At 37.0% G+C, this 20631-nt stretch carries 22 protein-coding genes; 10 read left to right on the forward strand and 12 right to left on the reverse strand.

Translation table 11 applies throughout. The annotated features are described in order from the left end of the window. Positions 1 to 241: 241 nt before the first annotated feature. Entirely contained in the window at positions 242 to 880 is a 639-nt protein-coding gene (locus WA249_RS09175) for a TetR/AcrR family transcriptional regulator (protein ID WP_336168098.1), read from the reverse strand. A gap of 89 nt (positions 881 to 969) precedes the next feature. Here WA249_RS09175 and WA249_RS09180 point away from each other — a divergent pair, with 89 nt between their 5' ends. The 4 genes from WA249_RS09180 to WA249_RS09195 all read left to right on the forward strand — a co-directional run bounded on the left by WA249_RS09180 (position 970) and on the right by WA249_RS09195 (position 4564). Beyond that, positions 970 to 2100 carry a DUF2306 domain-containing protein gene (locus tag WA249_RS09180; protein WP_336168100.1) on the forward strand — a complete coding sequence of 377 codons (1131 nt, stop codon included), beginning with the start codon at positions 970 to 972 and terminating at the stop codon, positions 2098 to 2100. A gap of 355 nt (positions 2101 to 2455) precedes the next feature. Then, complete coding sequence (locus WA249_RS09185) at positions 2456 to 3028, forward strand: isochorismatase family cysteine hydrolase (protein ID WP_336168102.1); 573 nt, start codon at positions 2456 to 2458, stop codon at positions 3026 to 3028. Then, positions 3028 to 4041, forward strand: coding sequence for an FUSC family protein (locus WA249_RS09190; RefSeq protein WP_336168104.1), 1014 nt, complete (start codon positions 3028 to 3030; stop codon positions 4039 to 4041). The genes WA249_RS09185 and WA249_RS09190 overlap by 1 nt, the downstream gene beginning before the upstream one ends. Before the next feature lie 88 nt (positions 4042 to 4129). Further along, positions 4130 to 4564, forward strand: a complete 435-nt coding sequence (locus tag WA249_RS09195) for a MarR family winged helix-turn-helix transcriptional regulator (protein ID WP_336168106.1) — start codon at positions 4130 to 4132, stop codon at positions 4562 to 4564. A 66-nt stretch (positions 4565 to 4630) separates the two neighbouring features. Here the strand turns inward: WA249_RS09195 and WA249_RS09200 are convergent, their stop codons facing one another. After that, on the reverse strand, positions 4631 to 6091 hold the full coding sequence (locus WA249_RS09200) for a carotenoid oxygenase family protein (protein ID WP_336168108.1): 1461 nt from the start codon (positions 6089 to 6091) through the stop codon (positions 4631 to 4633). A 103-nt stretch (positions 6092 to 6194) separates the two neighbouring features. Here WA249_RS09200 and WA249_RS09205 point away from each other — a divergent pair, with 103 nt between their 5' ends. Then, complete coding sequence (locus WA249_RS09205; protein ID WP_442891957.1) at positions 6195 to 6806, forward strand: TetR/AcrR family transcriptional regulator; 612 nt, start codon at positions 6195 to 6197, stop codon at positions 6804 to 6806. Positions 6807 to 6903: 97 nt separating this feature from the next. Here WA249_RS09205 and WA249_RS09210 read toward each other — a convergent pair whose 3' ends face one another. The 3 genes from WA249_RS09210 to WA249_RS09220 form a co-directional block, all read right to left on the reverse strand. Then, positions 6904 to 7092: a type II toxin-antitoxin system Phd/YefM family antitoxin gene (locus tag WA249_RS09210; RefSeq protein ID WP_016138054.1), complete on the reverse strand. Its 189-nt coding sequence runs from the start codon at positions 7090 to 7092 to the stop codon at positions 6904 to 6906. A gap of 61 nt (positions 7093 to 7153) precedes the next feature. Further along, positions 7154 to 8422, reverse strand: a complete 1269-nt coding sequence (locus WA249_RS09215) for a DcaP family trimeric outer membrane transporter (protein ID WP_336168112.1) — start codon at positions 8420 to 8422, stop codon at positions 7154 to 7156. 156 nt (positions 8423 to 8578) lie between these two features. Next, positions 8579 to 9256, reverse strand: coding sequence for an RraA family protein (locus WA249_RS09220; protein ID WP_151283108.1), 678 nt, complete (start codon positions 9254 to 9256; stop codon positions 8579 to 8581). Between the two features lie 199 nt (positions 9257 to 9455). On the opposite strand from WA249_RS09220, the gene WA249_RS09225 reads away from it, so the two are divergent. Both WA249_RS09225 and WA249_RS09230 read left to right on the forward strand, forming a co-directional pair. After that, a complete protein-coding gene (locus WA249_RS09225; protein WP_080645541.1) occupies positions 9456 to 10445 on the forward strand; it encodes a hydroxyacid dehydrogenase in 990 nt (329 codons plus the stop codon). Between the two features lie 75 nt (positions 10446 to 10520). Continuing rightward, positions 10521 to 11840, forward strand: coding sequence for an MFS transporter (locus WA249_RS09230; RefSeq protein WP_336168118.1), 1320 nt, complete (start codon positions 10521 to 10523; stop codon positions 11838 to 11840). A 61-nt stretch (positions 11841 to 11901) separates the two neighbouring features. Here WA249_RS09230 and WA249_RS09235 read toward each other — a convergent pair whose 3' ends face one another. Together WA249_RS09235 and WA249_RS09240 are read right to left on the reverse strand one after the other, a co-directional pair. After that, positions 11902 to 12600: an IclR family transcriptional regulator gene (locus tag WA249_RS09235; RefSeq protein WP_336168120.1), complete on the reverse strand. Its 699-nt coding sequence runs from the start codon at positions 12598 to 12600 to the stop codon at positions 11902 to 11904. Between the two features lie 220 nt (positions 12601 to 12820). Beyond that, positions 12821 to 13552 carry a GntR family transcriptional regulator gene (locus WA249_RS09240; RefSeq protein WP_336168121.1) on the reverse strand — a complete coding sequence of 244 codons (732 nt, stop codon included), beginning with the start codon at positions 13550 to 13552 and terminating at the stop codon, positions 12821 to 12823. Between the two features lie 111 nt (positions 13553 to 13663). Between WA249_RS09240 and WA249_RS09245 the strand changes: the two genes are divergently transcribed. From WA249_RS09245 to WA249_RS09255, 3 genes are read left to right on the forward strand one after another with little or no spacing between them, the layout of a single operon-like run. Further along, positions 13664 to 14953: an SLC13 family permease gene (locus tag WA249_RS09245; RefSeq protein ID WP_336168123.1), complete on the forward strand. Its 1290-nt coding sequence runs from the start codon at positions 13664 to 13666 to the stop codon at positions 14951 to 14953. A 7-nt stretch (positions 14954 to 14960) separates the two neighbouring features. Continuing rightward, positions 14961 to 15773 (forward strand): amidohydrolase family protein, encoded by an 813-nt coding sequence (locus WA249_RS09250; RefSeq protein WP_336168125.1) that lies wholly within the window; start codon positions 14961 to 14963, stop codon positions 15771 to 15773. Positions 15774 to 15782: 9 nt separating this feature from the next. Then, the gene (locus WA249_RS09255) at positions 15783 to 17123 is read left to right on the forward strand and encodes an MFS transporter (RefSeq protein ID WP_336168126.1); all 1341 of its coding nucleotides are present in this window, start codon (positions 15783 to 15785) and stop codon (positions 17121 to 17123) included. Between the two features lie 140 nt (positions 17124 to 17263). Here the strand turns inward: WA249_RS09255 and WA249_RS09260 are convergent, their stop codons facing one another. The 5 genes from WA249_RS09260 to WA249_RS09280 form a co-directional block, all read right to left on the reverse strand. After that, positions 17264 to 18397 (reverse strand): OmpW/AlkL family protein, encoded by a 1134-nt coding sequence (locus WA249_RS09260; RefSeq protein WP_336168129.1) that lies wholly within the window; start codon positions 18395 to 18397, stop codon positions 17264 to 17266. Between the two features lie 343 nt (positions 18398 to 18740). Further along, entirely contained in the window at positions 18741 to 18977 is a 237-nt protein-coding gene (locus WA249_RS09265; protein WP_336168131.1) for a hypothetical protein, read from the reverse strand. A 7-nt stretch (positions 18978 to 18984) separates the two neighbouring features. Further along, positions 18985 to 19194 (reverse strand): hypothetical protein, encoded by a 210-nt coding sequence (locus WA249_RS09270; RefSeq protein ID WP_336168132.1) that lies wholly within the window; start codon positions 19192 to 19194, stop codon positions 18985 to 18987. A 944-nt stretch (positions 19195 to 20138) separates the two neighbouring features. Beyond that, entirely contained in the window at positions 20139 to 20321 is a 183-nt protein-coding gene (locus WA249_RS09275) for a hypothetical protein (protein WP_336168135.1), read from the reverse strand. A gap of 159 nt (positions 20322 to 20480) precedes the next feature. Next, positions 20481 to 20621: a hypothetical protein gene (locus WA249_RS09280; RefSeq protein ID WP_005305650.1), complete on the reverse strand. Its 141-nt coding sequence runs from the start codon at positions 20619 to 20621 to the stop codon at positions 20481 to 20483. Positions 20622 to 20631 lie beyond the last annotated feature (10 nt).

Genomic DNA, 20631 nt, shown 5'->3' on the forward strand with positions numbered 1-20631 from the left:
ACTTCATCTTGTCTACAAATATTTTGGATAATAATAAAAGCCCATCTTTTTTCGGGCTTTCAAACATATTGATAGTAAAAGTTTTATCCTTAAAAACCTATTAGTTAGTATTCCTATCGATTCTATTACGATGAACATTTTCAGAATATCGATCTACATAACATAGTTTTTTCTGGTACTACAGCACACCATTTGAAAGTGTAAATGCTGAACTATCCCGATCATATTCAAATAATATTATCTAATAATGAAAATGGTTATTAAGAGCCTCTTCTACATGGGTAGAGTCAACGCCCAAGCCTATTAGAAAATGGCGGAGTAAAGGCGTTAATACCGATGGAACACTTCTTTCTTTAGAAAAAATGTCTCCAAATTCAAATAAGGAGTAACCATGGACAATTACCCACCATTCATTCGCAATATGAAATGCATTTTCTACTTGAATCATTTTCTCATCTATTAACCTTTGCATTGTCTCCACCACCAGATCAAGAGTGTATATACCTGATTTTAAATTCTCTTTCTCTGAAGAATTCAATTGACCCAAGCTCATTACCCCAAACATGCATTTGTATAAGACTGGCTGCTTCTTTGCAAAATTGAGATAGCCAGTTGTTATATGAAGGAAATCAATTAGCGGATCATTGGAAAAATGAACTAATTTAAATTCGTTCCAAAGTAAACTAAACCCATATGCTATCAATTCATTAGCTAAATTATTGATTGAACCAAAATGCGTATATACCGCCATCGTGCTTGTATTTGCAGCAGTTGCAATTTTGCGGGTTGTAAGACCATTTACGCCTTCTTTCATTAGTAGCAAAGCGGCTGCGTCTAAAAGTTTAGTCTTCATTTGTGATTCGGAAAGAGAAGTATTCATATATTTCCATTCTTGTATAACAATCGAAATAACGATTGTTATAACACGTGTTATATTAAAGCCATCATAAATCGGTTAAGGGTAAGTTAATGAGTCTAACATCTAAACAAACCATTTCAAAAATAGCATGGATATTGATAGCGACTTCTTGTGTAATTTATGCCCCAATGGCAATTGAATATTTTTTTCATTTCTTTAGTAGTGATACATTATATCTCTGGTTAAATTTTTTTACCAAAGTGGCGGGGATTCAACATACTTTTGGAGCAGGTTCAGTAGAGGGGGTACAGCATAAAATTTATGCACAAAATAGAGTTTCTATGCTCTTCCATACAATGATGGGGGGAACTGCTATTTTACTCGCCTCCATTCAGTTTTATGCACCATTTCGTAGAAAGCATCCAACCACGCATCAAAATATTGGTAAGTTATTTTCTATGATTGTCATTGTTTCGATGATTGGTAGTATTTTATTTTTAATAAATGCAGGGCCAAAGCATACATTCAATGGCCTACCTTTCTATTTGCAATTATGGTTACTCGCAATTGGTACATTAAGCTCCCTTATTTTAGGAATAATTGCGATTGTTAAAAAGCAAAGGAAAATGCATCAAGTCTTAATGATTTATTGCTTTGCACTACTTCTTTCTGCCCCAGTTTTAAGGGCAGAATGGTTAATTATTGGTGGGATGTTTGACGGAATAACTCAAAAAACTTCTAATTTCTTTAGTGCTACGATATTTGGGTATCTAGTTGTGCCCTGCGCTATTCTTGCTACACGTCTTACAGATCAAAGACAAACAATATTACAAAAAAAATTTAATCCACTAAGACTTCCAGACATAATAATTGTTTTATCAGGTGCAATAACTTTTATTCTGATTATTTTGAAGTACCAGTCAACTATTGAATCAATCACTAATTATGCTATTTGTGTACTTATTTTATTCTGTACCACCTTGTTTTTCTATTTGCAATTCTATAAGTCATCTCTTCGATCGAAAAATGAAATTGCAATAAAAGAATGGCGAATTCATTTCTTAGCTTATTGCATTTCTCCAATAGTATTTCTGATTTTTTGGGAAATTATTTGTAACTTTACAAATAGTTATGAGGCATTTATTGTGGTTAGTTTTACTGCCCCAGCTATTGTATTCTCATTTGGATATTTGCTAATGGCGATAACCCGAAAAAATAAAAAGTTAGAACATATTCTCTGATTTAATTTGATTTTTTCAAGTGATAGTACCAAAGTTATTTGATGATTTTAAAAATATACTTATCGATTAATTATTTTAATATTTACTCAAATTTAAACTAAAAAAGACTATTTAAAGTAGTCTTTTTTAGTTTAAATTCAAAAACTATTAAATATATTTCAAATTATTACCCTCCTTCTTAGCTCAGATCGGCCTATAAGTTTTAATAATTTGTTATACGAACTTGACCAGGCGCCGGCGCGTTGTAAGTTTGTATGCGGGCACAGTGGATTTTGCTATAAAAATATAGCTATGTTAATATAGATAATTCCATTTTAAGCTGCCAATTCATGTTATCAACCAGAGGCCATACATCGTGAATACTGCTCTGATCGCACTTGACTACATTTTAGATATTTCTCATGTCGAAGGAAAAATTGCACGCTCAGCACAGCAAGTGCTGGAACGTAATGTCATCGGTCACGCCAATCGGATATTGGCACTGGCGCAACAAAAAGACTGGTTACGCATTCTGGTCAAGGTGGGCTTTGCCACTGGCTACGTTGACCAACCCAAATCCTCCCGTATGTTTGGCCAAGTTGATAAATTCGGTGCCCTAGCACTAGATCAGCCTGGCACAGCTTTTCATCCCGATCTGGCGTCCGAGTTGGGAGAACTAGTAATCGTCAAACCACGTATTAGTGCCTTTTATGGTACCAACCTTGATGCGGTGCTACGGGCACGAGGTATCGAGCGGTTGATTATCTGTGGTGTCAGCAGTACTTGGGCCGTACAAAGCACGGTACGCGACGCGCATGATCGAGATTATCAGGTATTGGTGCTCGAAGAAGCTTGCGCCGCAGCTACACTGGAAGAGCATCAGATATCGATGGAGACACTTGCTCACATCGCCGAAATTGTCACTCTAGAAGATCTAAAGGGTCGTTGATGCCTCAGATGCTATCAGCATTAACATCAGAAATTGATTTGCAGTCGTTAAAACGTGCTGCTTGGTTGTTAGCACCTTTGCTAGCACTTACATTACTGACTGGTGACACCAACTGGCTGAAAGCTTCTATCCTAACCATTTCACTGTTCATCACTTATGAAAGAGCCGAGTTAGCGCCGCTCGGTGTAGCATGCCAAGCTCTAACCTTTTTGCTAATCTTTCTAGCGTTATTGTTCGCCATGGGCCAACCCGTCATTTTTGTACTGGTCTGTGCACTGGCCGCGGCTACGGCGGTGGGAGTATCTGCTTATGGTGGCAAACTGAGGTCTCTTGGAAACTTCACCTTTATTCCTGCGCTCTATCTGGCATGTGAGACTGCGGAAGGAATCACCCCAGCGCAATATTCCCAGCATGCTCTGGTGCTATTGCCCTTTCTAATGGTTGCTGTGCTGCCGGTGTCAGTGATCTCACTTGTTGAACATATACAAGCCAGCCACCGTTTGCGTCATATATTTAGGTTGCATCGTACTGGTGATATCGGCACGCGAGTTGTATGTGGCGAAGCTGTAGTGGCTGTGTGCCTCGCAGTAGCGTTGGCCGCAGCGCTAGTCGAGTGGCGCCAACTGGATTATGGTCAATGGGTGATCTGGTCAGCCGCCAGCGTAGTGACCGGTGACATGGCAACAGCACGCAAAAAGTTGTATCAGCGCGGAGCGGGAGCCCTAATTGGCTTACCGCTTGGCATGCTGCTGGGCTGGGCTATGCCACACAGCCTGCTGATGTATGAGCTTTTAACCGTTACCGCCATGCTCACATTGGTGTCTTTCTCACACTATATACTGGGCTTCGGTACTCGCTGTGCCTGCATCGCCAGTGCGATGATAGTAGTTGGCCAAACTCCGGATATCGCCGCAGAACGAGTGTTCAATGTGTTACTAGGAGGAGGCATCGGTCTGCTGTTCGTTTTTTTGCTGCATGTCGTCATTACTATCAGAACCCGCGCTCATATATAACGCTAAACTCTCTGTTTTACCAATTTAAGTTGACCGCATAATCCTGTGGTGCAAAAATATGAATAGATATAGCTATTTATAAATAAAGATGAAGCAGAATCCTGAAGAAATAACACAATTACGTACGCAGTTGATGTCTTTGGTCCGACGTATGCGGCGCGAGGCACGCAGTGACGAAAAATCTTGGGCCCAGCTGCTTCTGCTTGGTGCCATCGATCGTCATGGCGGGATGGCAACCCCTTCGGTGCTGGCTGAATCTGAAGGTATGCGTTCTTCAAATCTAGCCGCTGCGCTGCGTGCTCTAGAAAGCGATGGTCTGCTGAAACGTATACCTGATGCTGAGGATCGACGCAAGATCAGGGTAATACTAACTCAGGAAGGGTTGAGTCTGCTGCATGAAAGCCGTGCGCGGCGTGAAACATGGCTCTCTAATGCCATGGAACAATGTCTCACCTCCGAAGAGCAGACATTGTTAATCGCAGCAGGTAATTTGATGGCACGCATTGCCAACTCGCCTCACTGAAAGAGAATTGTTATTAATCCTATAAAATGTGCATTCTTTTAGCAGAATGCACATTAAAATCTCTTTTTAAATATCTACCCAATTTGCATGAAAACCTAAAGGCACTCGTACAGGTAAATCAATAGTAGCTTGGGGTTCTTTGCCAATTTTTTTGGAATCGAGTATTACTACTTTACTTGGCTTTATTCCGTCTAAAGCATGGATATACGAAATTAACCAACCATCGCCCTCTTCACTCTCAGATTGTTTTGGTAAAAAAATTACTTCACCAGTGAAATAGTCATCACCATATGAATGCTTATAGGATTCACCTTTGAGTAAATCATGGACCAATAAATTATTTGCTTTTAAATTAATATTATCTACTGGCTCACCTTCATCTCCAACAGAAATTGAATAAGCAAAGCGATAAGGTTTACCGACAAAACGTTCATCTAGACGAGGAAACTCTTGAGGAATTTTTGAAATTACTTCCCGTTTTAAAGTTTGAGTACCGAATTGCAAAGTCCATCTTTCAAATTGAATAAACTGTTTATCTACCGGCCCCTGAATAGAATCAGTAAAGGTCTTGGTGTGAACACATGCATCAAAAATAATATCCCCATTTTCAAGATCATATGCATTAAATGAGTGAAAAATAATACAAGGATCTACATCAAACCATTTGATATCCTGTGCATCACCAGTTTTTGGTAAGACACCTATTCGCGCAGGGTGCTTTTCATTCCATGCATAGGGTAATTGAACGCCTTTTAACATTCTCTCAAATGAAAAAGTTACAGGAAAATCCAGAACCAACATTTTAGTTTTTGTCATACCACAATCATGCATCATTGGCCCATGCTTAACAGGGATACTAACCCGCTTCTTAACTTGGCCTGATTGATCAATCACCTGATAATAAACTTGCATGGGTAGTAAAACATCATAGCAAATCGCATGTAATTCTTTTGTATCTGGGTCTACATGAGGATGAGCTGTAAAAGGATAATTATCTTTACTGTTGAATAATCCATATTTAAGGCTATTCAATTCATGATCTAAAGCGACTGGAAACGGCCCTGATTCTGTTATTGTCCAGATTTTTCCTGCATGACCAATAATATTCGTATTTGCGAAATCCACTAGTCCTCGAGGCTCACCTTTTATTTTCTCTCGGCCTAATTTTTTATGTACTTGATGAGTCCCCACATATCTATTTTTGTACCATAATGCTTGACCATCTTTTAACCTGAGACCATGTACCATCCCATCGCCCATAAACCAATTATAGTTTGCAGGGTTTTCAACTTCTAATGGATTTGGGCCCATTCTTAAAAAAATGCCATTTAATGAAGATGGTATTTCCCCATGTACAACCAAATCACTTGAAAAAACTTCTTCAGTAACGGGCGCAAAGGGACCTACAAGAAAGGGGTTATCTGGACTATAGGGAACTCGGCTTTGATTGAAATTCAGAAACTTCCCTACTAGGGAAGAAACCAGCTTATTGTTAACAATTTCATTACGGATATTTGTCCTGTTCATTCGATTACATCCTACCTGCTGATTAATTTTTTGTATAATTCCAGTATGTATCAACCAATGTATACATTGTATACTTAATTAAAATTACACGAGGATGTATATAGTGTCAACATCAAACATAGATCCAACTTCTAAATATCATCATGGTAATTTAAGAGAAGCTTTACTTATTAATGGCTTACAATTATTAGAATCTAGTCAGGGTATTGATTTTAGTATGCGAGAACTGACCCGCATGATTGGAGTCTCACCCAATGCGGTTTACAGACATTTTGCAAATAAGGAAGAACTACTGACCGCTTTAGCCATCTATGGATTTGAAGAATTGATAGAAGCTCAGGCGCATGCTATTCATAATGCAACCAACCCCAAAGCCGGTTTTTTAAATTCAGGAAAAGAATACATATATTTTGCTATTAAAAATCCATCTTTATTTAGACTCATGTATAGCCAGTTTGCTGTTGCTCAAGATGATGAAAAATTAAAATCTATGACAAATTTATTCTATACAGGAATGTTATATGCAGCGGCAACAGCATTTCAAACTTCTGTCGATACTGAACAAAGCCAAACGATGGCAAGATTAGCTTGGGGAATGGTTCATGGTCTAAGCTATTTAATTATTGATGGACAATTTAGTCATTTGAGTAAAGATGAACTCAATATCATGATCGATAATGCGCTAAAAACAGCAATAGCTGTATTAGGAAACTAGATGCCTTTAAGTTAAAAACTGTTGATATATGATGATAAAAGCCCTCGTTAAAGAGTTTTATAGTTATCAATTCATGGTCGATTTTACATTTAATAAATTAAAAATCTTTGTTTTTTAATTTATTAAGCTCAAACATGGCATTTTTATATTCAAGATATGCCTTTTCACTGATGAGAACCACAGAGTCTTTCTCTTTTCGCGTAATTTTTACGGCGTAACCTAACAGCACTCTTTCCATGACTTTTGAAAATTGTGATCTTGCATTTGCATAATTAATTTGTTCCACAATATTAGTCCTAATCAGATAAAAGAAAGCCACTTTGGATATTAAAGTGGCTGTGATTACATTAAAAATTGTATCGACCTAATAAGTTGATTCGAGATAACTTCCCTTCTAAATCTGAAAAAGTTTCTCTCTTACCATAGGTGTATTCCACACCAAGATCGACTTTTTCAACAGGCGTCCAAAATAAATTGACGCTTGCATTGATTAGCCTTTTATTTTGATCAGGGTTATTTTCTGAAAAATTTGAATCTTTATAAACAAGACTACCAGCAGACAAAGAAGAGCGTAAATTTTCATTCCATTTACGCATATAACCTAACTCAATAGAATCAAATTCACTTAAATACATTCGATTTTGATCAAAGTAGAACGCATCATTATCTTTTGAATACAGCATGTAACGGTTATCACCCGCTATGTGATAGTAATTAAACACAAGTGAGTCATTTTCAGAAAGCTTGTACTTTGTGCCTAATCCAGCACCCCAAGCAAGTTTAGTTTGCTCTTCATTCGTATCAGAAACTGCTCGATTTTCATGTACCATTCCGTGCAATTGAACCATAAAATCTGGATTCTTAAATTCATATCGCATGGTTAATGCAGGAAAACGACTTCCTCCTTCTACATTTTTATTTTCAACATCGCCGCCTTCCAAAGCGACTAATAATTTTTGTTTGGCATCAACAATGTGCTGATAACGGATCTGGATATTACGCTGAGTTCCTGTGCCCATCGCTCCTGTAAAGTCAACCAAACTTGGAGCAGTATCACTATTCACAAAAGGTGAAGTCGTTTGACCAATCAACCAATTTCCTAGTGAAATATAAGCATGTCTAACCCGAACCGAACCATTACCGTTATCTCCGCCACTTCCCATGAAATCGGCTTCTAACTTTCCAACTAAATCTCCTTTCGAGGTCGGCTTGACGATATCGACACCTACACGGGAAGTCGCAGCAGAAACATTTAATGATTTACTTGTTGAGTTTGAATTGTCTAATGGTATTGACCCTGTTTTATTCGCAATAGAATGTGTTGAACCTTCAAAATCATATGCGGCATCAACCCGTATATTTCCATAAAATTTAATTTTAGTTTGGTCAGCCGTAACGGGCGTTTCGGTATTTGATGTTTTGTTTTGAACTAAGACAGGTGCTGTGTTTAATCCATTATTTTTATTTAAATTTTGCTGCTCCATCAAATAATCTATTTGCTGTTGTAATTTACTTATTTTTTCATTTAACGCTGAGTTATCTTCGCTTTCAGCTTTAGCTTGCTGCAATGTAATACTCATTAATAACGATAAATAAATAATCCCTTTATGTTTCATGTCCTTTTCCTTTAGACGAAATTATCTAGACCAAATTGAAATTTCCTATTTTTCAATTAGCGACCTAATAATTATTGAGTTAACTTTTGAGAGGCTAACGAAGCTCAACCATTGACTTCGCTAGTTCCATTCCTACTCGAATATTTTTGAATGACCTTATTCGGGTAATTCACATCCTTTTTGTTTTAAGCTGTTGATCACCCAGCTACGGTCATTTTCACCTACGGCGATTTGCTCTAATTGCTTTTGTTCAGCAGCATGTTTGGCGCTTGCCTTCAGATAAACTTCTTCTACTTCCGCATATGGCACACTTAACAGCCCATCTTCATCACCTAAAATCAAATCGCCAGGTTCAATCACCATTCCATTGATTGCGATAGGGACATTAATTTCTCCCGGTCCGTCTTTATAAGGCCCTCGATGTGAAACTCCTGCCGCAAAAAGTGGAAAATCTCCTTCTCCAATGACAACCGAATCACGAATCGCACCATTAATAACAATGCCGGCTATACCTTTCTTAATGGCATAAGCAACCATCATCTCTCCAATTAATGCATTGGTTAGATCGCCACCCGCATCAACCACAATGACATCTCCCGCTTGGGCGATATCAATAGCGTAGTGCAACATCAAGTTATCACCCGGACGCGCCTTAACTGTAATGGCAGGTCCACAAAGATATCCCTTTTTATGCATTGGTCTTAATTGAGCCCCGCCTGAAGTCATTCGATTCATTGAGTCACTGACATTAGCGACTGGTAGATCTCGATATTGCTCAATCCATTTTTGCTCAACTTTTCTGTCGTTTTTTAGCACTCTAAAACCAATTGCCATAACTTTTCCCTTACATCAGTTTTCTTGTGCAAATTAATATGACAGTATTTTTTTGAAATGTCATTTCATTTTTAAATTTAATTTAACTAAAATTTACTCTATTTTTAAATTTAATTTTTACTATTGACTATTTTTTTGAAATGTCGTTTTAATAATATGAATTATTAAGGACGTATTTTGCTCAAAATACTTAAATGGAGTGCAAGTCAAAATGAAACGTAAAGTTCTTATCACAGGGCCAACATTAACTTCAGATGCATTAATGTATGCTACCGCCCATGATATTCAGTTGATTCCAACTGAACCCTACATGGCAAAAGATGAAATGGAAAAACTCATCCATGATGAACAACCTGATGCAATCATTGTTCGAACAGGCAAACTTTCTAGGGATATGATTTTTGCTTCTAATAATTTAAAAGTGATTGCAAAACATGGCGTTGGGTTTGACACAATCGACACCCAAGCTGCTGCTGAGCGACAAATTCCGGTCACTATTGCTGTTGGGGCAAATGCTCAATCTGTTGCCGAACATGCTTTTGCACTCATGTTTAATGTTGCTCGACAAGTTACGTGGCTAGACCAACGGATCAGAGATGGTCATTGGGACAAAGCAAGTGCAAATGGTGTGGAGTTATATGGAAAAACGCTGGGCTTAATTGGCCTAGGATCAATCGGTAGTCTACTCATGAAGTTAGTGGCTCCCTTAAACATGAAAGTCAAAGTATATGATCCGTTTCTACAAAATTTGCCAGAACTGGACTACGTAGAGCAGGAACACGACTTTGAAAAACTTCTAGAAACTAGTGACATTATTAGCCTACATTGTCCACTCACCGCAGAGAATAGACACTTATTTTCTCATGCTCAATTTGAAAAGATGAAAAGCTCAAGCATCTTAATCAATACAGCTCGTGGTGAATTAATTGATCAGGTTGCATTAGTTGAAGCACTGAAAAATAATAAAATTGCTGGTGCAGGTTTAGATACCTTTTCTTCAGAACCGCCTGAAAAAGATAATCCATTATGGGAATTACCTAATTTAGTTGTCACACCTCATATCGGCGCAAATACCAGTGACTCGCGTAATCGTGTCGGTCTTTTAGCACTCGAACAGATCGTTAGTATTTGGAATGGGCAATCACTAAACCCAAGAGCTATCGCTAACTGGAAGTTACTCAATAGCTAATCATGGAACTCAATTGTTTCTAAGCTTTTAGATGCGAGAACAATTAAAATATTGAATATAAAAAAGGATTTTTTTATGTCTACAGAATATTCTCAACCGAGTGCGATTGAACGTGAAACAATGCGCAAGGTGGCGTGGCGGTTACTACCTTTTTTAACGCTTTGTTATGTGATTGCTATTATTGACCGTGGCAATATTGGTATGGCTTCATTACAAATGAATGAAGACCTTGGATTAACAGCTACTGCCTTTGGTTTTGCCAGTAGCTTATTTTTCTTTGCATATTTTCTATTTGAAGTACCCAGCAACCTCGCCATGCAAAAATTTGGAGCAAAAGTATGGATTGCCCGAATTATGGTGACTTGGGGGGTAATTTCAGCTGCAACAGCATTCGTTGAAAGCTCCACATCGTTATATATTATGCGCTTTTTGTTAGGTGCTGCTGAAGCTGGTTTTTTCCCTGGCGTGATTTTATATCTAACCTATTGGTTGCCTGCCAACTATAGAGGCCGAATGATTGCAATATTTATGGTTGCAATTCCAGGTGCAAACTTTATAGGCTCACCATTATCTGGGCTTTTATTATCCCTAGATGGCTGGATGGGCATGCGTGGATGGCATTGGCTATTTATTTTAGAAGGTATTCCTGCGATTTTACTGGGTATCGCCTGCCTATTTGTACTCACAGATCGACCAGAACAAGCAAAATGGCTCAATAGCGAACAAAAAGCTTGGTTGGTTGAAAGACTACAATTTGAACGCCAACAAAAAACCCCAATTGGTCATATTTCACTATGGCAACTTCTAAAGAATAAATATATTTGGGCTATGATCATTATCTATTCTGGTGCTTCTGCTGCAGGCAGTACAATGAGTGTTTGGGCACCACAATTAATTAAATCATTCGGTTTAAGCAATTTAGAAATTGGTCTAGTAAATGCAATTCCTTACGGCTTAGCTTCTATTGCCATGATTTTTTGGGGCCGTAGCTCAGATCGTAAAAATGAACGCCGTTGGCATACAGCAATCACTCTATTGATGATCTCAATTGGTTTATTAATTGCTTTGTTCACGTCATCACTTATTGGCACAATCTTTTTACTCAGTATCGTTTTAATTGGTGCTTATTCTATGAAAGGTCCTTTCTGGGCTTTGGCATCATCATGGATGTCACCGAGTACAACTGCGGCAGGCCTAGCAGCAATTGGAGCATTTGCCAATCTGATTGGTGGTGGCGTGATGGTGAATATCTATGGCGCAATCCATGATGCAACAGGAAGCCATGCTATAGCCTTACTTCCACTTGCTGCATTAAATTTAGTGTCGGCTATCATGGTTTTCATTATGTCTAGAAAGAAAGCCGTTTTGTTTAACCAACCACAAAGTACTTCGTAAATATCATAAATAAGAAAGGGGCTAAATCATTAGCCCCTTCTTTATATTTAAAATATTAGAATTAATTACGAATACTCTTACCACCCAAACTTTTGGTCAAGTCATCTGCAATTTTGAAGAAGAAATCACCCATAGATTTTGCAATTTCCGAAGTAAAACGGCTTGATGGACCTGAAACAACCAATGCGCCAACCACATCATTTTGAGCATCAAACACAGGCAATGCCATTGAAGCTGCATGTGGTTCAGTTACACCAGTTGAATAAAAAGGATCAGTTCTTAATAAAACTTGTTCATGTGTTGATCGCAATGCTTGAGCACCCGCCGCACCATCCATTGGTCGAACTTCACCCGGCTGAATATGAACACGTAATCTATGGGTAGAGTTTATTCGATATTGGCAAAGACGATATGCTCCATGTTTAACGTAAAAAGAAGCTGTCTCACCAATTTCATCTACAAGTTGCTGTAAACAAGGCACAACATGTCGCTCTAGATCTAAAGCATCTTGATAAATTGTATTTAAACGCATGACTTCGCTGGCAAGCGTATATCTGCCATCTGAAAGACGGTTAACAAAACCAAAATCTTCTAGCGAAACGATTAAGCGCATGATGGTTGCTTTATTTAATTCTGTTCGTTCAGCGAGTTCTGCTAGGGTTAAAGATTTATCACCTATTCTAAAAGCAGTTAACAAAGTTAAAAGGCGATCAGCCGATGCATTTCCGCTTGTTGCTGGGTGAGGTTTAATTTTAACCATGTTTTTCCTACAATATCTTGATATCAATTTTAAATGTATTGAATTAGGTTTTTAACTTTACCATTATTGCAAATAAAAAGAGAGAAGCTATAAGGCCTTATTTAACTGTTTTAGTTTCGGTGAAAGCGACTAAAACTAAACCGTTGATAATATGACTTTACTTGACTCACAACGGCTTATATCAATCAATTACACAGAAATTATGGCTTAGCAAAAATGATTAGTTAATCGATATTTCATAATGAAAATTATCAGCTAAACCAAATGACTCTCGGTATTCAACCGCAGCACCTTCAAGATTTTTAGCAATACGGCACACTTTCACCAAAGGCTCTTCAGGCTTATTATCTAAATCGTTATCTTTAATATTTTTCTCAAAAGTTAAGCGTTCTGTTGCAGAAGAAACAAATTGACCGCAGTGCTGATAATAAAAAGGATAAAGTAGATTCCCAAACTCAGCGATTGGAATTTCTTCCAGATTTTTAAATAATTGTTCAGGTAACCAAATTCTTTCGCTTAACACAACAATATCTTCATGCTTACGGACACGCTCGATATAAAGCAACTTTTCGTTAAGCCCAAGTCCCAGCTCTGCATTGACTTCCGCTATTCCATCACAGATTTCTACTTTTTTAATTTGTCCTTGTGGCTGAATGAACTCTCCTTTTTTATTACGTAATCTAAAAAAACGAATGAGCGAGTTTTCAAAGTTAGGTTGCTTAAGAAAAGTACCTTTGCCCTGCTGTTTAACTAATAAACCGTCTTCGACCAATCCTTCTACAGCTTTTCTCACGGTTCCTACCGATACGCTATACATTTGAGCGAGCTCTTGTTCACTTGGAATAGGCTCTTCAACGGTCCATTTTGACTGGATCAGTAGCTTTTGAAGCTCCCAACGGACCTTTTCATATCGTGGCAATTTAAAATTTTTAAATGCAGTTTCATCAAGCATTTGCGTTAAACATTATGAAATCGATTTGACAATATTAGCATAGTTATATGTAATACAAAAAACCAAACATATATATGTTTATATGTTTATATATTTATCAAGGAAGATAATATGGCTGCATTGATGCTTATAGCTTTAGCCGTATCTATAGGTTTAGGTTATAAAACCAAAATCAATATTGGATTATTTGCGATAGCATTTGCCTACCTCATTGGTTGCTTTGGCATGGGTTTGAAGCCTTTAGAAGTTATTGAGTTATGGCCTGTCAAAATTTTCTTTATTATTTTATCTGTCACTCTTTTTTATAACTTTGCTCTAGCAAATGGCGCTTTAGAAAAGCTTGCCAGCCATCTTTTATATAAATGCCGTAATTTCCCCCAGTTTTTACCCTTAGCGATTTTCTTCGCTGCGACCATTATTGCAGCCTTAGGCGCTGGTTTTTATACCGTACTTGCTTTTATGGCACCCATTACACTGCTGCTTTGTAGAAAGACCAATATGAATATGATTATTGGTGGGATGGCTGCAAATTACGGTGCTTTAGCTGGCGCAAATTTTATGACCTCACAAAGCGGCATTATTTTCCGAAGCTTAATGGAAAATACAGGCATTAGCTCTCAAAGCGCTTTTTCATATAGCAGCGGAATTTTTGTTATCACTTTAATTATTCCAATTGCGATATTGGGGATTTACACCCTCTGGAATAGAAAAAGTAATTCAATTGTGATTGAAGATCAAAAGCCTGAACCATTCGACAAAAAACAGAAACAATCTATCTTCCTTATTATTTTAATGATGTCGATTGTTTTAGTTTTTCCAATCTTGCACCTTTTTTTTCCAGATGCAAAAACCATCAGCTTTTTAAACTCCAAAATTGATATTGCTTTCCTTGCGATTACTTTCTCGCTCATTAGTTTGCTTATGAAACTTGCGGATGAGAAAAAGGTCATTGCACTGGTGCCTTGGGGAACGCTCATTATGATTTGCGGTGTGGGTATGCTCATCGCATTAGGTGTGAAACTTGGCATTATTACGACACTTTCAGAATGGTTAGCACACAACGTTCCAGTCTGGGTTATTCCCGTGCTGTTATGCCTCATTAGCGCCATTATGTCTGTATTTTCAAGCACTCTAGGCGTGGTTGCTCCTACTTTATTCCCAATTGTTCCGGCACTAGCACTTAGCTCTGGTTTAAATCCACTTCTCCTCTTTATTTGTATTGTCGTGGGTGCGCAATCTACAGCGATTTCACCTTTCTCGTCTGGCGGTAGCCTCATCATGGCTTCAGCACCAGCAGATATCGACAAAACAAAATTCTTTAATCACCTGTTATTTAAAGCAATTCCTGTAGGAGTCCTTGCCGCTTTAATCGCTATTTTCGCTTTAAAAATTGTAATGTGAGATGAAAATGAACTGTATAGATACACATGCACATGTTTTTTCGGTACAGGACCACAGTATCGAAACGGCACGCTATACACCTAATTACGATGCAACTGTGCAAAGTTTTATCTCTCATCTTGATCGGCACAAATTCACGCATGGTGTTTTGGTCCAACCTAGCTTTTTGGGAACCAATAACCAAACAATACTAAATGCTATTCAGCAGTACCCTGACCGTTTAAAAGGGATTGCTGTTGTTCAACATACCACTGCTTTTGATGAGTTAGTGCAACTCAAAGAACAAGGTATAGTCGGCATTCGTTTAAATCTATTTGGTCTTAACCCTCCTGTGTTAAATACGCCGGAATGGCAAATGTTTTTACGAAATGTGGAAAGCCTCAACTGGCAAGTTGAAGTACATGCACCGCCAAAATATTTAATTCAGCTTCTACCTCAATTAAGTGAATACAACTTTAATGTGGTGATTGATCATTTTGGTCGCGTTGACCGTATTAAAGGGATTAATGACCCAGATTATCAGAATTTTTTAAGCTTGCTTAACGTCAAACAGCACTGGATTAAGGTGTCTGGTTTCTATCGTTTGGGTACTGCCCCAAATCATATAAATATTGCCCAACAAGCCTATAACATTTTTAAAGACAAAGGTTTTTTACACAAGCTCATTTGGGGAAGTGACTGGCCACATACCCAACATGAATCATATATGACTTATGAAGATGCAATTCATGCCTTTAAACAGATTGTGTTTCATAAACACGAGCAATGTTTAATTTTAAATCAGAACCCTACCGAGCTGTTTGGTTTCTCACGTACATAAGGAGTATGTATGAAAAATGATATCTCTATATCGGAAGTAGAAAAGTCAACGATCCGTAAACTTTCTTTTCGCATTCTTCCCTTCCTCATTCTTTGTTATTTCATATCTTATATTGATCGAGTTAACATTGGTTTTGCCGCGTTAACCATGAACCAAGAAATTGGCTTAACAGCAACTGCCTTTGGTTTCGGTGCCACCTTATTTTTTATTGCGTATGTCATATTTGAAATTCCAAGTAATATGGCAATGGAAAAGCTGGGGGCACGTATCTGGATTGCCAGAATCATGATTACTTGGGGAATTGTGGGTTGCTGTACTGCCTTCATTACCGGCCCCATTTCTTATTCGATTTCAAGATTTTTACTCGGCGCTGCCGAAGCTGGTTTTTTCCCGGGCGTACTACTGTATTTAACGCTCTGGTTCCCAAAACGATATATGGCTCGAATTGTTGCTGTATTTATGGTTGCCATTCCTTTATCTAACTTTATCGGTTCACCGTTATCTGCTTTATTATTAGGTTTACATGGTTTACTGGGTTTAAGTGGATGGCAAGTGCTTTTAATTTTAGAAGCCTTACCCGCGATTCTTCTTGGTTTATTTTGTCTTGTATGGCTACCTAACACTGCAAATAATGTTAAATGGTTAAATCAAGAAGAAAAGGAATGGCTCTCAAACACCTTAACTTTTGAAAAAAACCAATTATTAAATTCTGAAAAACAAGACAGTGCTGAGCAGAAAAAGAGTAAGTTTAAACTTCTTATTACCAATAAATATTTATGGTTCTTCGCAATTATCTATGCAGGAAGTTCAGCAACAAGCAATATTTTATCGTTATGGATGCCTCAAATACTAAAAGCTTTCCATCTGACTGCCATGGAAACGGGTCTCTTAAATATGATTCCTTTTGGTTTAGCTGCAGTTTTCATGATTGTTTGGGGCGTACATGCCGATAAAAGTGGCAATAAGAGCTTAAATACAGCGATTCCACTATTTGTGACAAGTCTTGGTTTGCTTCTTACTATTTTTACTTCGTCTTTAACCTTAAGCTTAGTTTTATTCTCTATCGTTTTGATGGGTAACTATGCAATCAAAGGTCCTTTCTGGGCATTGGTTTCTGAACGCTTACCATCGACTCTGGTAGCTGTGGGAATCGCAGCGGTCAATACCATTGCACATATTGGTACGGGTCTTATGAACTCTATTATGGGCATTGTGAAAGATTATTCTGGTAGCTTCCCTATTTCTCTTTTACCGTTATGTATGCTTACATTTACGGGTGCAATGATTGCGCTGTATTTGGGAAGAAAACCGACATTGCCAAAAGCGCAAAAGGTTCAAAAGTTGGTTTAAGTAATGATAAATAATTTATCTTTATAATTTAATCAAGCCCTGCAAATAATCAATATTTAGCAGGGCTTTCTATTCCCCAAAATACGTTAAAGTAAATCGTAAATTTTCATAAACGAAAGATTAATATTTAAATGAGGAAATTAAAAACGGTAACCCACACCTAGATATGTAATTAAGGGGTCAATATCAACTTTGGTTGAGGCATGAATTAACTGCTTACCTGTTTTGCTATCAATCACATCAATATTTGCACGGTTATTTAACTTTGCATAGGACACTGAACCAACAGCATACCAATTTGGCGTGATGTCATAAGTAGCTCCTAAACTCACAATTGGGGCAATTGCATCAGTCGTTTTAACCCGAACATAAGGGTTTGCACTTGAAGTCTTACCATCTAAAGCTGCACCAGCATTGTTATCTAGAACATTCTGAATCATATGCCCCGCAGCAATTAAATCCGAATTAATTTGGTCATTTAACTTAATGTTAGTGAAGCGTGAATACATAATTCCGGCACCAATATATGGACGAAATTTATTTACTCCTGCCTTTCCAAACTGATATTGAGCTTCTAATGCTGGAGTCCATGCACGTACCGTAGCAGCTTTCGATTTATTACCAAGATTAGTGATCGGAATATCTTGTAATAAATCAAGTTTATCCCCTATAACCAAAGCAGCTAATCCTTCAGGATTTGCAAAACCAGATAAAGGCGCGTTGATTTCTCCTTTCCCCTTAATATCAACTTTTGGAGGAATCCCACCGATTAACTGTAAAGACACATTCTCATTCACATAGTAATTAAACATTAAACCCAGAGTGTCTACGTCTTCTGCTTCAAGCCCTGTGCCTTTACCTTCCCATTGCTCTAGTCCTTTAATTGTTGCTGTACCCGTGATATCTGGCGAAACCATGTCATTTTCATCAGCAAGCCCTAATAGCTGACCAACCGATTGTTGCTGATTGCCGTTTTCATCGACTGGATGGCTAAATACCATATCGAGAACTTCTTTGACATTTTCACCCGTTGATAATGTTGCATTAGGGTCTATTGATTTCATAAATGCTGAGGTAGAAATGGTTCCGACTTTGGCAGTGGTTCCATTTGCTACAGCAGTATTTATATTGAATGGATTTGCTTTCCCTTGAGGCATGACATGCAACCATCCAGCAGATACAGAAAACCGTTTAAAATCTGCATGTGCTGTTTGAGTTCCCGTTACAAAAGCTATGGCGAGCAGATTTCCGCCTATTAATTTTAAAACATCCATTTTATTTCCTTTATTTTATTTAAGAGGCTTCCATTAACCTCTTCATTTAAAATAAAGATTTTTTTAACTTTTGGTAAAATTTTCCGACAAAAAGAATTATAAAACAATATATTAATTTTACTTAATTTATTTTAATTGATTGAAAAATATACAATATAAGTGAATTTTCTATGTAAATTTATAAATTAAAAAAAAGCCCACCTTCCGATGAGCTTTTTATTTAATTAAAATTAACGGTATGTATTAAGCTTTAAATTCTGCTAATACTAGGCTTATAAGATCTATGATTTAAATACAACGACTACTTATTAAAAATAAAGAGCACCTAGGTGCTCTCTTGTTCTTATTGATTTTTGGATAAGGCAAAATTTATTGCCCTGTCATATGCGTGTTCTTGTAACTCTGTATATACATAAAAATGCTGTTCTGCCTTGGTAACAGGATTAATGAGTTTCATTGCTTCATAACTATGAGTATTTAAATCATTAGGATCAACATCAAATGCTTCTAAGTGCTGCTCTCTCCACTCACCACTTAGAACACCACCAACACAAAGCCATTTTGTTGAATTGTCTGACATATCATGTTCACTCTATATAATAGCTGTTGCCATCGGAACTGTTGAAAACCAAATTTAAAGTAGGGTAAATACATTCACCTTTTAACAAAATATATTCAACTTTGGGTCTCTGAACTCTAGATGAATGACAGATTTTATTAGTATCTACTTCCGTATAGTTTGCCTGCGCTCTTTTTTCTTTACCTTGGAAATCAATAATTGTAATTTCTTTTAGCATTAATATGCTCCAATTTAATCATACATATTATGCCCAACGATATTTTTATACTATCAATATTTTGTAGGCAACTACATTGAATTAATTTTTAAAAAACTATCAATCCAAAACGTGGAAAAAATTTATATATGTGTACTTTATGTACCCCTACTTGAAAGTTGGATAAGGTAATTTCAAAATTTAAAGGATAAGACTCAATAGGTTATATATAATTGATTTTATTTATGAAATAAGTACTCGAGATAAAGATCTTTTCTTGGACAAATCAACACACATGAGTCTTAAAACTACCGCAATGTAAAGGCCTTTAAAGTGTACTATCAACTCTCCCTAATGAAGATAAGAAGATAAGAAGATAAAAATGTCAGGTTTTAAAAGTTTTTCTCAAAATACAACTAACCACGCGAATATCATCAAATCTCAAATGAATAAGTATCCTGCAACACCACCTACTGAAACTCAACCTTCAGAAGTTCCAGGCACAGTAAAAGATCTGCCTGAGAATAATGAACAACCTGATCCTAATAACAAATAATTTCTTATTAATAGTGCTTTGGAAGTTGTTTTGAGGCTCTGTTACTATAAAGAATAAATTAGTGCACTGATTTATTATACTATTAACTACTTTTATCAATTTGATTTGTTTAGTTATTTAAGAAATTACAGCCATTCATTCCAGAAAATTGATATGACTAGTCTCTCAGATATGAGGGGCTTTTTTAATTGTTTTTACTTAACCAGTATTTAGCCGACTCCGCCTAAATAGATTCAGCCCACCACAATTGGCGGGCTTATTTTTTAATATGTGAATTATAAAGATCAGCTTAACATATATAGGAAAAAGCCCCCCAGAATAAAGATACTTTGCGGAGCTTTATTTACTGTAAACAGTCAGGAATTTTTAGTCGTATTGGTTAGAGTAGATAAGCTTTATTAATCGAATATCAACTCTTGATTGGACTTTCTATTTGAATTTTATACTTAATATTTTTCTCCTCATCAATATAGGATAGTAAATGTTCATCCCTTCTTTTCCTTAATTTTCCAATTTCTGAATCAATTTTTGCAGTAATCAAAGATTCCTCTTCTTGCTCCTCATTAGGAATGTACTCACTTATTGATTTCATACTTTAACACTCCTGTTTTGCTGCATTGTTAGTTTAGAACAACTAAACAAACAAGTGCATTAGAGTGTTTTTTCTTATTAAAAGAAAACCTGAAATCTATAAAACAAAAAAGCCCACCTTCCGATGAGCTTTTTATTTAATTAAAATTAACCGTATGTATTAGGCGTTAAATTCTGCTAATACAAAGTTTTTTACTATTTCATCAAAAGTTGGTTTCAGAAGAGCTTGCTCGCTATTTTTTATAGTTTTATAACAATAACTCGCTGCAACTCCCATACTGAACAAAGCTAACAATTTCATTGCTCACCTC

Origin of the sequence: Acinetobacter sp. 161(2023) (assembly GCF_037027805.1) — a bacterium.
Lineage (GTDB): Bacteria > Pseudomonadota > Gammaproteobacteria > Pseudomonadales > Moraxellaceae > Acinetobacter.